Genomic DNA, 13,696 nt, shown 5'->3' on the forward strand with positions numbered 1-13,696 from the left:
AACGATGCCTTCTACACAACCTACCGATCCATCTGAAGATGATGCGACCGTGCTCTGGAAACAGCCGGGAAAAGCAGCTGACTATACAGATTCTGACGCTCCTGTTGTGATAATCCCTAGAGGTGGCACTCGCGAGGTCGGTCGGAGCTGTTACCAGTTACAAACCCAGTATGGTGAATATCTCATAGATTGTGGGCTCAAACAAGGGTCTGGTACTGGGAACGGCGTCTCCTTCCCTGACTTCCGGGGGATTGGGTCAAACGATCTTGATGCAGTATTCCTGACGCACGCCCATATCGATCATATTGGTGGACTTCCTATACTTGAGCACAAGAACAAATTGAGCCGCGATGCGCCCATCGTCTGTACACGGCCCACAGGGGCGCTTGCACACCAACTCCTTCATGATTCGTTAAAGATCCACAAAGAAAACACCGAGAAGCCCGGGCGTGAACAACGGTTCACAGAGGGCGATGTACGAGAGGTGTTATCCCGGTTTGAACCGATCTCGTACGGTGAATACACGCTCTCTGAATTCACCGATATCGAAGGAGAGCATTTGAATCTACAATTTGGCGACGCTGGACACTTACTGGGGAGCGCGTGGATTACTGTCGAAACTGTTGGTCGTCGAATCCTGTTTTCAGGTGATCTTGGAGGACGATCGCAACACCTCCGTGACATCCAAGCACCCCCCTCAGTTGATACTCTGTTTTTGGAGTCCACATACGGGAATCGGACCAACCACAATTCGTTCAGTGATGCGTGTAACACACTCGTTGAAGAAGCAATTGATGCCGCTCGGTTGGGAATTCCGGTTCTTATTCCGAGCTTTGCAGTAGGGCGTGCACAAGAGATCATGCAGGCCTTCAAACGGCGGCTACAGCAGTTCCCCGATGATGAGATAGCAGATATTGAGATTGTCTATGATGGAATGGCAACGGAAGCAACCGACATCTACCACGCGTATTCTGTCGGTCAGTACGTCACGGAATCGATCAACAAACACCGAGCTAATGCAGGCGATTCAGAGCCATTCACACCCGAGTGTGCTTGGCGCCCATCGAAGCCTGACGATCGATACGAAATTTTCGATGGGGAATCAGCACCAATCGTCATTGCCCCCTCAGGGATGCTGACCGGTGGATTATCTCCGGCGTATCTTCTCGAGATGGTGAAAAACTACGAAGAGGGACGGGTCATATTTACCGGCTACCAAGCCGAGGAAACACTTGGAAGAGAACTACTTGAGGCTAGCGGAGATACTGCCGAATTACAGGTCAGTACACGTCCACTAACCAATATTGATGATGTAGATGACGGCAGCGACGTTCGTAGCTCCGAGACCGACGCTGGATATACAATCAACGTCCCGACTAATTGGGTACGGTCGGTCTCATTGAGTGGTCACGCTGCAGCTAATCGGTTGTTAGAGTTTGCTCGAGATGCTGATCCCACACATATCTCATTGGTCCACGGATCTTCGGACGCACAAGAGAAATTTCGGCCGTTCTTGGTAGATAACACGGATGCAAATTTGGTATCTGCCACTCGGATTGGTTATCCGATCCCGGCGAATCCTCGCTTAGTTACAGACGAAAACGCAGACCAAGGCCAGTCCAGCACCGAAGATTCCACCGGTCGTTATGAGCTTGAAACCCACTCGGACACCCTTGAGGAACGTGTGGTCGCACTAGAGGAGATTGTAGACACACTTACAGACGATTTAGCAGCCTTACGGAACGCTCGTAAAATAGAGGAGGATGAAACTGATAACGGGTGAGAGTGGGGTTCAGGAATAGTCAATGATCCACAAGTCATTAGATTGGCACTACTTGCTGTATTTGTCTTCGAGAGCGGTTTCTTGCCGAGCCAGTATTTTGACACCCTCGCGGATCCCTTCGGTCAACACGATCCGTCCTAGCTCTGTCAGTTCGTAGTATGAATAGGTCTCTTCAGTCCCCGTATTCGGATCGCGTCGGTTCTTGATGAGTGCGACATCCTTGAGCGTCCGGATCGGATAGTGGAGCGCATTATCTTCCTCACCAAGTACCATTGACAGTTCGCTGGTGCTGAGTTGATTATTCTCCGCAAGCGCCTCAAGGATTAGATATTGCTTGGGCTTAGACGCCACTTCGTACATCTTCAAGTAATCGTCAAGATCGAACAGGCTGTCTTCAGGGAGTTCAACGTCTAGATCGAACCCGTTATCGCCCTCATTAGAGTCGTCACGCCGTCGGAGCGAACCGCCGTCAGGAATTGACGTTCGGTCGGGCGAGTTAGTCATATAAGTAGTTGGTTCCCTACCATATTAAAATTTTTTACGATGGTTGCGGCGAGACCATCCAACAATTTGGTCCATCGAGGTGAGTAACTCACAATGGAAGAGCAGTTGATTGTGCTCTGAAAACACGGATCCTGTAGAAGAACCCGTGCCGACAAGGCTTCTATGGCGGATTTTCTGCGTCGTTGATCCCATCGAATGTTCCATTCGTATAGGCGTATCGCCACCGCTGGAGAATCGCTCGCGTCACAAGGCTTGTTTCAGACACAGCAATACAAGATGGGTCGACAGGACGGCTCAGAGCATCGGGAGGTGAATGGAAGTGTCGGCGCGGCGCGTCGGGTTTCGGATGGCAGTCGAACCGAAAATTTCGGTCTTGGGCATCTGTATAGTGTGCGGCGTAGTTCCCGGTGAGACTCCACCGGACATCTATCCGGGCGGTTGATGCCGCTCCGACGCCGTCGGATAGTTCAACGGAAAGTGTCTGTGGATTCAGGGAGTCGTCTAATGACGCCGCCTGGACCAGCGGCTCTAGGTCCACAAACAGGTCCCGTATTTCCCGTAGTGCCCCGGCGTCGATGGGACCAAACACCTCAGACTGCTCGTCTGGCTGAATATGGTGAGGGGGATCTCCGTCGTCACTCATACGACGATGGATGTATCGCCGTTACCATCGTCGTCCGTGTCCGTGCCAGTGAGGTGACCAGTCTGACTCACCTCACCGATCGCGAGTGTTGCCTGTGCGAGCGCGAGGTTGCGTCGCGTCGTTTGCCATTCTGTGAGGAGCGCACCATGATCGCTGTCGGCGTCCCCGATATCCAGTTCTCGGGCGAATTCCTCGGGTGAATCAACACCGTATTCCTCGCGCCACGCCTGGATCTGCGACTTCATATCGGCGATGCCGGACGCGATCTCTTCGGGCGTCCGTTCCGCGAGGAGCGACTGGGCGTGTTCGGTGACGATAGCGGTTTCCGACCGTCGGTAGTGTGTCGTCTGACCGTCCTGTGACGTCGTTACCTCACCAGCGCTCTCGAGCGTTCGCAGGTGCTTTCGCGCCGTGGTCGGTGAGACGCGGGCACGCTCGGCGATCTGTGCTGCAGACAGCGGATCGTACACACGAGAGATGACTTCGTACACTCGTTCAAACGGCGTCGTCTCCTCGATCCATTCCTCTTCGACGACATCGTTCACGTCACGGTGTTCGGTGCCGCCATCCGGGCTCATTCGGTGGGGTGGGGACGGCTCTTCGGACATTATGTGCCAACCAACGGGAGAGCGGTATAATAATATGTGGGGTAGTATATTGATCACTAAATCCAAGATATGGAGGACTGTCCACAGCAGTCTTAACCAACAACGATCTGTAGGACGGTCATTCTGTTGGTTAACACGCTACCGGATGTTCAGCTAACAAACCCGGAAACGATTCTGGAAGTAGGGTTAACAGAGCGAACCCGCGAGAGTACGCTGTTCTTGTCGAGACAATCTCCGTTTCCCGAAATCCGGAACAGACACGCCGCCGATTATGCGAGACTCCGGTGTAGAGACGAGAAGGTGGGTGACTTACGAAAATGCCGTTCAAAGTCGATTTCCTTGACGATGGTCGCGCTCTTGAATGGGAAGCGACCGATGATGGCGCCACCATGACCGAACGCGACGACTACACGCCCCGTTTCTTCGTCGCAGCACGTGACCCTGACACCGACATCGATCTTACACAACTTCATTCACTATACGAACGGCATCCTGACGTCGTCGCGACCGAATCCGTGTCGCGGCGCTCCGGCTTCAGGCGTGACGACGAGCGCGCTCTGGCTGTCGATGTCAACCACGTCGACCGCGTCACACCGCTTGCGCGACAGGCACGCCAACTATCAGCGCATCCGGTCGGCGATCTCGCCTGCTTCAACGTCGATTTCTCGCGGGAGTTCCGGTACTGTCTGGAGACGAATTGCGATCCAACGCCGACGGCGGAGCTGTCGACACTCCGGCTTGGTGTTCCAGTCACCGAGATAGGCCAAGACACGTACAGCGAGCTCACAATTGCCGGCGAGACCGTTACCGGGTCAGCAGGAGACATCCTCACCACCGTCCAAGCGGCGATCGAAACACATGATCCAGACATCCTCGTCTGCTCGACGAGCGAGATCGTCCCGACGCTGTACGAGATGGCGACGGCTGCCGGCGTCGACGACTTCTCGCTGAGTCGGTGGCCGAACGTCGACTACCAGCAGCTCGCGAGCCGGTCGACGTACTCAAGCTACGGCCGCGTCGGTCACTCCCCGGCGCGGTACAACGTGCCCGGTCGAGCGATCATCGACGAGTCGAACACGTTCTTCTACGGGGAGACGAACCTCGACGGCATCCTCGACCTCGTGTCGCGCTCGAAAAAGCCCGTCCAGGAGCTCGCGTGGGCGTCGATCGGGAACGTGCTCACGGCGATCCAGATCTGCGAGGCCCACGACCGCGGCGTCCTCGTCCCGTGGAACTCCTGGCGCCATGAGTTCTACAAGCCAATGGGGACGCTCCATGACGCCGACCGCGGCGGCTTCATCTTCGCTCCCGAGGTCGGCCTCCACGAGAACGTCCACGAACTCGACTTCTCCTCGTTGTACCCGAACATCATCTGTACCCGGAATGTCTCGCCGGACGTCATCCGGTGTAGCTGCCACAGCGACCGCGACGACGTCCCCGGCCTCGGGTACTCGATCTGCGACGACCGGGGCTACCTCGTCGACGTGCTACAGCCGATCATCGACGCGCGCGACGAGATCAAGGCGGCCATCCGTCGCGAGAAGAAACGAGACGACCTCGACGAGGACCGACTGGCAGAACTCGAGGGGCGGTCGGGAGCGCTAAAGTGGATCCTCGTCGCCTGCTTCGGCTATCAAGGGTTCAGCAACGCGAAGTTCGGCCGCATCGAGTGCCACGAGGCAATCAACGCGTTCGCTCGCGAGATTCTGCTGACGGCGAAACAGCGGCTGGAAGCTGGCGGCTGGCGGGTCGTCCACGGCATCGTCGACTCCATCTGGGTGACGCCGGACCCTGACGTCGACGACGAGGACCGCGAGGACCTCGGGACGCTCGCGACGGCAATCACGGAAGAGGTCGAGATCCGGCTCGAACACGAAGCCCACTACGACTGGGTGGCGTTCGTCCCGCAGCGCGAGAGTGATGCCGGTGCACTCACGAAGTATTTCGGCAAGGTGGCTGGCAACGACGGGTTCAAGTTACGTGGGATCGAGGCTCGCCAGCGGTCGACCCCGTCGTTTATCGAGGACATCCAGCGGGACTGTCTCGAACGGTTCGACGCGACTCGATCTCCGGACGCCGTACTCGACTGTCTCCAAGACGCCATCAAGCGTCTCCACACTGGAACGGTGCCGATTGACCAACTCGTCGAACAAAATCGTGTCTCCAAGCCACTCGAAGGATATACACAGAACACCCAGAACGTGGCGGCGCTGAAGCGGGCTCGCGATCATGATCTCGCTGTTCATCCAGGCCAAGACATCGAGTACGTGGTCGTCGACGACGAGAAAAGCTCGCGAGAACGGGTCGCGTTGACTCACGAGGAGGTCGAGTCGTACGATGTGTCGTACTACGAGACGCAACTCGTCAGAGCTGTCGAGAGTGTGCTGTCACCGCTTGGCTGGGATCGGACGGAGATCCGTCGAGAACTCGCAGGGACACGTGAGCTAGAGCTAACCGATTTCTAGTGACCGATCAGCGAATACTTTCCAGCAGAGAACCACAGCCACACTCCCTCCCCCCGTCATCGATGTGTAAAAACATGAGAGGAGGGAGGGGGGGTGACGACCAGAGAACGGCGAAAACCGGCGATGAGACCACAAACATGAAGGAGGACGCCTCAGCGGTCGAATCTATATTCTCGTAAGCAATGTATATTGTCTGACGAAGTTTTATATATACTGCGTTATAACCGGAACCGTACTGGGATTAGATGTGAAGGTTAGGAGAAGTGAAACTTCGACTAGCCGAACACGAATGGCTCCACCACGCCTCTCGTCTTCATACACGATATTCCTTGTTTTCAACCGTCTCGTCGTGTCAAACCCGACTTTCGTGATTTGCTCCACGTGAGTTCCCCCTTCCACCCCCCTGCTGTTTACACATCGATGATGGGGGGTGGGAGGTCACGAGACTTCGTGGCTTGATCTATTTCAGTCTTTTGAGAGGATCCGGTTTGGAAGCGGCTGGTTCGTGTTCTCTGACTCACCGATCCCAGTTCAGGACTCTCTCGAATTCTGTCCCGCTCCGATCTCGACTTTACACATCGAACACGGGGGGTGTGTTCTCCATCGAATGCTCGACCGGACCTCACTCCTCATGAAACTCTTTCAGCTGAGCATTCACGACTGAACTGAGGAGTTCTTCCTGCTGGGCTATTCTTTCTAGGCGTGTATCATCGACAATCCGAGTCATCATCGCTTCAGGATCACCCGTGAATGTGAACTCCATATACATCCCGCCGCCTCGTCCGCGACTTTTCCGGGATGTTGAAATCAACCCGTACGTCGAAAGTTCTTTGACATATTTAACGTACGTCTCACGAGTCATCTGGTCCGCATCGAGTTCGTTCGTGACCCACTGATAAACTTTGAATCCAACCGGGCTTGGGACAGAACTCCCTGTCCGGCTCGAGTGATACGCAACGGCTGCGGTTGCATAGAGTGAAATCTTCTTTTGTGTCGTGAGCCCCTCAACGAGCTTCAGTGAGCGGTCTTTGTCGATCTCTTCCTGGGATTCTCGGACATGGTCCTCTGTGACTACTTCATCTCCTCGTTCGTCTGCGAGGTCACCGGCACCGCGGAATAGATCGATCGCCTTCCGTGCGTCACCGTGACTTTGTGCAGCGAACGCCGCCACGAGCGGAATCACGTCGTCCTCGAGAGCATCTTGACGGAACGCATCGCGTCGATTTTCGAGAATTTCGCGCAGCTGGTTTGCGTCGTAGTCAGGGAAGTAGACGTCACGTGGATTGAATGAACTCTCGGCACGTCCGTCGATGTCTTCCATAAATTTTGGATCGTTCGTCAGCGCTGCGACGGACACGCGGCCTTCAATTTCGTTCGTGTTACTCGCCCGTGATAGCTGATAGAGAAGCTTTGAGTATGCGGGTTCGTCGTTTTCGCGCCGGCCAACCAAGAGATCGATCTCGTCGAGAATGAAGATGACTGAATCGTAGTGCTCGTTGATGAGTTCGTACAGACGTCGGTACTTGCGCTTCGTCGAGACGCCGGTCTCTGGAACACCGACTTCCGTCTCAACGTCCTGAGCGACAGTTTGGACGAGTTCGTAGACGGCCTGATCGAGCGTATTGATCGGTTGGCAGTTGATATCGACAACGCCGAAACGTTCGCCTTTGGATTGACAGAGCTCGATGATCTGTTGCGTGACGGCCCCGATGATGAGTGACTTACCTGTCCCTGCGGGACCGTACAGCAGCATATTCGGCGGCCGATTTCCTTGGAGAGTCGGCTTCAAAAACGAGACGACGGACTCGAGCTGGTCGTCACGGCCGACGATTCGCTCTTCGTCGATAATGGTGTCAGGCTCGACGAGGTCCCGGTTGACGAACACCGATGCCTCCCCCTCATCATCGAGCATATCACGGATCGACCGCTGAGCGGTCTCTTCGGTCGATCCCTGATTTTGACTTGAGTCTCCGGCAGCATCCTCACGGGCGGATTCTAACTGCTGTCCATCCGATGTAGAACTAGTTCCTTCATCAAGGGTGGATTGGTCCGCCCCTTCTTGATCACTACCGGCCATATGCCTGCTGTACGCCGGAGCATTAAAAAGATTAACCTCCGTCGATGTTTATTCTCCCGTTGTATCCAATATTCCCTGTGAATTCAGCTGTTTCACGGTTCGTCAATAAGAACCATCACCGAAGTACATCTGGTGGAAGACCCCCCGTCATCGATGTGTAACGCAAAATCGGCGGCCCTCATGTGAATTTGCGTATCTGTGATTGGACTTAGTTGTTCCACCCCCCATCATCGAAGTGCAAGCCGCACGTCTGACACTCCCCGTCATCGAAGTGTAAACGGAGGGTCGACCATCCCCCGTCATCGAAGTGAAAATCGGTTCAGTCTCCGACTCTCTTGATGTTCACCGTTCGAATTTCATTTTGCACACGGGGTGTTCCCGCTCGACTTGTTACTCAATTCATCTCTTACACGGAGTCCAGTACGTCTGTGTCATCCCACGGATGTAGGCCATATTCAATATACAAAACCAGCCTAATAACTCTCTACCGTCGGAATACGGCACATTTACACTTTGCACACGGGGTGTGTGATGAGAACCTATCAGTGGATACACTCGTGATCAGGGGTGTGCTCTGTCTCAAATAGAAAACCATGCTTCAACTGTGGAACCCTGTTCGACTGTTCGTGCCTAAAAACGGCTCTATCGACTATTAACGGCTTAATCTAATCTCAAATTCTTTCTCGTTCTTACTGTTTTCACTCTGGACGAGGGGTGTGTAGTCACCACTTTTCCAAGTGTACCAAAATCAAATAGCACACGGGATGTGGGAAATCGATAATCGGATGTATTGACCCCTCATTCGTCCGGATTGACTGGCCCTTTATATTTGGACGTGACCTTGTCCCCCTCTCTCCACTGCCAGTAGTAGTAGCGGTTGTCGTTAATCTCCTTGATCGTGATCGTGGCCTTCGCCGGGACGTCGTCCGGCAGATCGCCGGGACGTTCTTCGATTTCGCTTTCATCTGAATCCTCTTCGAGACGTGCCTCGCGAGCTTTGTGCTCAGCTAGCTCTTCAGCGTAGCGGGCAACGTGCTGGAGCTGCTCAGAAGAGAACTCGTTGAGCGTATTGACGAGGTCTGTCGGGAGTTCTGCCGGCGGCGTCGGTGGCTCGTAGGACATTAGCGGTCGCCTTGTGTTAACCAACAAAGACCGTATCGGCATAGATTTGTTGGTTAATCGGATATCGCCCCGTCACGCGCTGAGGAGTATGAATAGTAAACTATTCACAAATAGTAACCGAGGTCGCCGCGATGTCAACCCGACAGCAATCAAAGAAGCCTCACCATAGAGGGGGTCGGTAACTCAATTGGTGCTGTGAAACTCACGACCATTCTCTTTCTGACTCACGGTAGGAAACGTCGAGATCGAGATCGTCGTACATACGATTGAGCATAGCAAGTGCCGACTGAAACGTCGCATAATGCTCCCGCATGAACGCTATCGTCTCGCCCCGAGAGATGACTGGATATCCTTCGACGTGGTCGGGGTCGAGCACGGAACGCTCGTCGAGGACGATTTGGAGAGGGCCTTCAAACGAGTCCTCCGGTCGACGCTCAAATCCTGTTGGGATTCCAAATTGTTCGGAAAAACGCTGCCAGGCGTCGACATCCTCCTCGAGGACGGCAAGAAAGAGCGGGTAGTCGTCAGGATCGCGACCGACCTGGTAGCCGCCCTGAGTCCACACGTAGACGGCGTCCACCTGTGTAAAGGCGAAGGGCCAGTCACCGAACTGTGGGAGTACGTACGCCTCTTCGATGGACGGTGGATTCACGGCGGCACTCGTGGCCAGCAGGTCTTGTGCCGCCTTACGGACGCGATCGTCGGTCACGAACAGTCCGTCATCATATCGAAGATACCCTGCATCCTCTAGTTGATTGACTGCTTGTCGAACCGTTTCGTAGGGGGTGTGGAGATGTTGGGCTACCGTTCGGATCGAATCTCCAGGATTGACTGCGAGCAACACTCTAGCAGCAGTCTCATCAAACGGTTCGTACATCTAATAATTACCAATATCGTGGTAACAGTCAAATAGATTACTACACTTTCGGCTATGCCGTTCTGAACGGCCTATCTTTGAACAGCGAGAGGATCCCACCGTTCACGGCGGGCGTGAATCGCGTCACTTGACTACGCAACCCACAGACTCAACCAGTCCGAATACCAGACGGAATCTATTAGTTCCAAGAAAACGTACAAAGAATTGTGCGAACTGAAATCGATATGGAACGAGGGAGCGATCTCCACGAACGGGTGAAAGACTACGCCCGCGACAATGGCATCCGACATCCTCGTGCCTACGCTGAACTAATCGAGAAAGGATTAGACGCCAGTGACGACGATAACTAAGACGCTTCAAGCAACGTTCGCGCCACCGACTGCGCACAAGCAGTCGAAACTCAACGACCTGCTCGACACGTACCGTGACGGTCTGCAAGAGGCGTTCGACGCCGGGGCGAGTACCATGTCGGCGGTGAGTGACATCGTGACGCCCTACGACCTGCCATATCAGGCCAAAGCCGCTCTCTGCAACTACGTCCCGAAACTCCGCAAGACATACGACGCCAAGGAGTTGGACGACGGCCACCCGATACGGCTCACGAACCAAGCCGCGAAGTTTGACCACTCCGACGAACGCGACTACGAGTTCACGTGGTGGGTTCCGCGTCCCGGTCGGGGAACGAACTTCTGGATACCGCTCCGTATCAACCCCGAACAGGAAGACCTCTGGCACGACCTCGTATCAGAGGATGCGAAGGCGGGAGAGATACGGCTTCAACAGCATCGGAAGAACTGGGTACTGCACGTCACCATCGAGTACCCGGTCGAAGAACCAGCGACGGACGGTGACGCCACACACATCGGCTTAGACATCGGAGAAACCGCCCTCATCACGGGCTGTGCCCTCAAGGGCGGTTCTCCGACTGACCCGTTCGTGAGTAGCGGAAGCAGAGCGAAGCATCTCCGCAAAGAGATGCACACGACCCTGAAACGACTCCAAGAGCGTGACGCATCCGTGTGGCGGATTGACGACCGATTCAGCCACTACCAGAACGCGCTCACCGACATCGTGGAGAAGACGTCTCGGCAAGCCGTTGAGTACGCCACACAGTTCGAGAACCCCGTGTTGGTGATGGAGGACTTGACGTACATCCGTGAGCGTCTCGACTACGGGAAATACATAAATCGTCGCCTTCACTCGTGGGCGTTCGCCCGACTCCAAGGGCGCATCGAGGACAAGGCGACGGAAGAAGGCGTCCCGGTCGAGTACGTGAATCCGGCGTACACCTCGCAGACGTGCCACTCGTGCCACCGAATCGGTCAGCGGGACTCCCAAGCCGAGTTTCGGTGTCCGAACGACGACTGCCACGTTTCAACGTTTCAGGCCGACATCAACGCTTCCGCGAATATCGCACGACGGGTTGACCCGTGGGGAGAGAGCGTCCCGCTTGACAAGGCGGGACGCGATGACTCGCCTCGGGATGGGCGCGGTTGTGACACCGCCACGACTCACCGTGAGAAGAGCGTACCAGCGCAGATGACGCTCACAGCCTACGAAGAGTCGGAACCCTCTGCCAGCGTTCACGAGACTGCGTCTCGTGAGCCAACCAGAACCGGAGGTTCTGGTGACGACGACTGACTGGTATTCCCCAAGCGTGGGAAGCCTCGCCGTTTACCGCGAGGAGGATGTCACGCAATCCGTCTGACTGACTCAAGTCCCGAGACACCAGCCAGTCTGTCTCTGATCTCCTCCTCGCCAATCGCCGTAGCCCACCGGACCGTAATTTCGACGGTAATGAGTGTTGCCGACAGCTGTGGCTCGATACTATCCAGTTCGTCAATCGTGACGTCATCGATAGTTTCGGGCCGCGAGAGACGCTTCTCAGCGTCAGTGACGAGGTCCCCATCTGCGCCGCAGGGGATTCGAATCGTCACGACGGCAATTGTCGTCGATTCTGGGTCGGTGGTATTGGATACTGCCATATTTTCATCTCCGTTGAGGCGCGTCTCACGGGCCAGATGTTCGACAACTGTACTCCGAGTGCGCGAGGGACGATTCGAACGCCCGTCTCGGTCGTGGCACGACCGCGTGTTTCCGAACTCCACCACTCGCGCATCCTCAAAGAAAAGATACAGACAGGGCTAGGTCGGCTCGAACGCCTCGATCTCATCGATGATCTGCTTCGGATTCTCGGCGTGTTCGATGAACGAGAGGACGTTCTCCGACCATCCTGAGATGTTGTAGACGTTCTCGTAGCCTTCTGGCGTCACCAGGTCGCCGTAGGCCGCGAGGTCGACGAGATACAGCGCGGTGTCAGCAGACACCTCGTCCCGATACGCATCGAACGCGTCTTTGACCGTCTGGGAATCGCGGGCCGTGAACGGCGTGTTGTCCCAGATCTGCATATCGGTGAAGACGACGATGCGTTCGACGGGCTCACCTCGCTCGCGGAGGTGCTTGATCGCCTTCCAGCCGTTCGTCGAGTTCCCGACGTCCTCGTCGATCGCCAGCACCGCCGCTTGGCGCTGCAGGACTGGCGTGTCGACGTGCATCGGAACGGTCTGGAAGTCGTCGCCGAACCCGCCGACGTCAGCACCCTGGTCGGCCAGGATCGCACCGAACAACGCACCGATCTCCTTCAGTCGGAGCGTGCTGTTCGCGGACAGCCGCTGATCCATCGATCCCGACAGGTCGACCGCGACAAAGGTATCGCCGAATCCGCCAGGCACCGTCTCGACCGCGACATCAATTGCGTCTTCGAGCCACTGCGCGACCGTCGGTGCTTGGACATCCGCGTCCTGCAGCGCGGTGTAGGCCTGGTAGTACCGGAACGGGTACAGCGGCGCGTGTCGGACGGCCTCCAGGTCGAGGTGATCCACGACGGTGTCCTCCGGCACGCCGGCTTCGAGCATATTCCGGAGGTTCCGGATCGATGCGAAGATGGGCAGCGTGTACTCGTCGTCCTCGATGAGCAGTTCCCAGGCGGCTTGGGTGTTGCCGCGCTCGGAGATAACTGTCTCCCACGTGTTCGGCGCCGGCAACGGGTCGACGTCGGGATAGTCGTCAAGGCCACCACGCATGAACCGCTCGAAGAGCGCTTCCTGCTCGGCGTCGACGGGCGTGGGGTGGACGCGGTTGAAGACGTCGTGCAGCGTCACCTCGCGCCGCGACAGCTCGTACTTGCCCAGCGTGTAGGCGTCGGCCATCTCCACCAGCGCGTCTTCGATCCCGCGTCGAAGCGGCCACGGCGCAGTCCCGCCGAACAGCTGATCGTGGACCGCGAGCGCGGTGGCCGTCTCGTCCATCCGCTGGATGATCGCCGGCGCCCATTCGCGGATGAGCGACTCGGGGGAGTCGTCCTTGAATCGGTCGTCGTTGGCTGCCAGCACGAGTAGTACTTGTGGGATGTCCCGCAAGTAGAGCTCCTGGCGCGCATAGGCCGCGAGCTTTAGGCCGAACTCCGGGTCCTCGTTTGCGGCGGCATCGAACTGCTGAACGACAGCAGCCAGCTGCTCGTCATCGGACTCGTAGAACGAGCCCTCCAGCAGCTGGTTGATCGTGCGCTTGTACAGTGCGAGTCGGGGGTCGGCAGGCTCGAACGCTTCCCCACCTTC

At 56.1% G+C, this 13,696-nt stretch carries 11 protein-coding genes and 1 tRNA gene; 3 read left to right on the forward strand and 9 right to left on the reverse strand.

The window, feature by feature from the left end:
* The first annotated feature begins 4 nt into the window (after positions 1 to 4).
* Entirely contained in the window at positions 5 to 1,783 is a 1,779-nt protein-coding gene (locus tag AC4NMM_RS07880; RefSeq protein ID WP_491924015.1) for an MBL fold metallo-hydrolase, read from the forward strand.
* Positions 1,784 to 1,831: 48 nt separating this feature from the next.
* Here the strand turns inward: AC4NMM_RS07880 and AC4NMM_RS07885 are convergent, their stop codons facing one another.
* The 3 genes from AC4NMM_RS07885 to AC4NMM_RS07895 form a co-directional block, all read right to left on the reverse strand.
* A complete protein-coding gene (locus AC4NMM_RS07885) occupies positions 1,832 to 2,287 on the reverse strand; it encodes a MarR family transcriptional regulator (RefSeq protein WP_491924016.1) in 456 nt (151 codons plus the stop codon).
* Positions 2,288 to 2,447: 160 nt separating this feature from the next.
* The gene (locus AC4NMM_RS07890) at positions 2,448 to 2,930 is read right to left on the reverse strand and encodes a toxin-antitoxin system TumE family protein (protein ID WP_491924017.1); all 483 of its coding nucleotides are present in this window, start codon (positions 2,928 to 2,930) and stop codon (positions 2,448 to 2,450) included.
* A complete protein-coding gene (locus AC4NMM_RS07895) occupies positions 2,927 to 3,475 on the reverse strand; it encodes a DUF7342 family protein (protein WP_491924024.1) in 549 nt (182 codons plus the stop codon). The genes AC4NMM_RS07890 and AC4NMM_RS07895 overlap by 4 nt, the downstream gene beginning before the upstream one ends.
* Before the next feature lie 380 nt (positions 3,476 to 3,855).
* Between AC4NMM_RS07895 and AC4NMM_RS07900 the strand changes: the two genes are divergently transcribed.
* Positions 3,856 to 6,003, forward strand: coding sequence for a type B DNA-directed DNA polymerase (locus tag AC4NMM_RS07900; protein ID WP_491924018.1), 2,148 nt, complete (start codon positions 3,856 to 3,858; stop codon positions 6,001 to 6,003).
* A 622-nt stretch (positions 6,004 to 6,625) separates the two neighbouring features.
* Here the strand turns inward: AC4NMM_RS07900 and AC4NMM_RS07905 are convergent.
* The 3 genes from AC4NMM_RS07905 to AC4NMM_RS07915 form a co-directional block, all read right to left on the reverse strand.
* Positions 6,626 to 8,080 (reverse strand): orc1/cdc6 family replication initiation protein, encoded by a 1,455-nt coding sequence (locus AC4NMM_RS07905; RefSeq protein WP_491924019.1) that lies wholly within the window; start codon positions 8,078 to 8,080, stop codon positions 6,626 to 6,628.
* A gap of 798 nt (positions 8,081 to 8,878) precedes the next feature.
* A complete protein-coding gene (locus AC4NMM_RS07910) occupies positions 8,879 to 9,202 on the reverse strand; it encodes a DUF6788 family protein (protein ID WP_050033097.1) in 324 nt (107 codons plus the stop codon).
* 202 nt (positions 9,203 to 9,404) lie between these two features.
* On the reverse strand, positions 9,405 to 10,079 hold the full coding sequence (locus tag AC4NMM_RS07915) for a MarR family transcriptional regulator (RefSeq protein WP_491924020.1): 675 nt from the start codon (positions 10,077 to 10,079) through the stop codon (positions 9,405 to 9,407).
* Between the two features lie 333 nt (positions 10,080 to 10,412).
* Here AC4NMM_RS07915 and AC4NMM_RS07920 point away from each other — a divergent pair, with 333 nt between their 5' ends.
* Positions 10,413 to 11,720 (forward strand): RNA-guided endonuclease InsQ/TnpB family protein, encoded by a 1,308-nt coding sequence (locus tag AC4NMM_RS07920; RefSeq protein WP_491924021.1) that lies wholly within the window; start codon positions 10,413 to 10,415, stop codon positions 11,718 to 11,720.
* Between the two features lie 50 nt (positions 11,721 to 11,770).
* Here the strand turns inward: AC4NMM_RS07920 and AC4NMM_RS07925 are convergent, their stop codons facing one another.
* The 3 genes from AC4NMM_RS07925 to AC4NMM_RS07935 form a co-directional block, all read right to left on the reverse strand.
* The gene (locus AC4NMM_RS07925; protein WP_491924022.1) at positions 11,771 to 12,064 is read right to left on the reverse strand and encodes a hypothetical protein; all 294 of its coding nucleotides are present in this window, start codon (positions 12,062 to 12,064) and stop codon (positions 11,771 to 11,773) included.
* A gap of 59 nt (positions 12,065 to 12,123) precedes the next feature.
* Positions 12,124 to 12,196: transfer RNA gene (locus AC4NMM_RS07930), tRNA-Gly, on the reverse strand.
* Between the two features lie 27 nt (positions 12,197 to 12,223).
* The coding region (locus tag AC4NMM_RS07935; protein ID WP_491924023.1) for a TROVE domain-containing protein at positions 12,224 to 13,696 on the reverse strand (1,473 nt) is incomplete at its 5' end.

The organism is Halorubrum sp. SD41 (assembly GCF_058630335.1).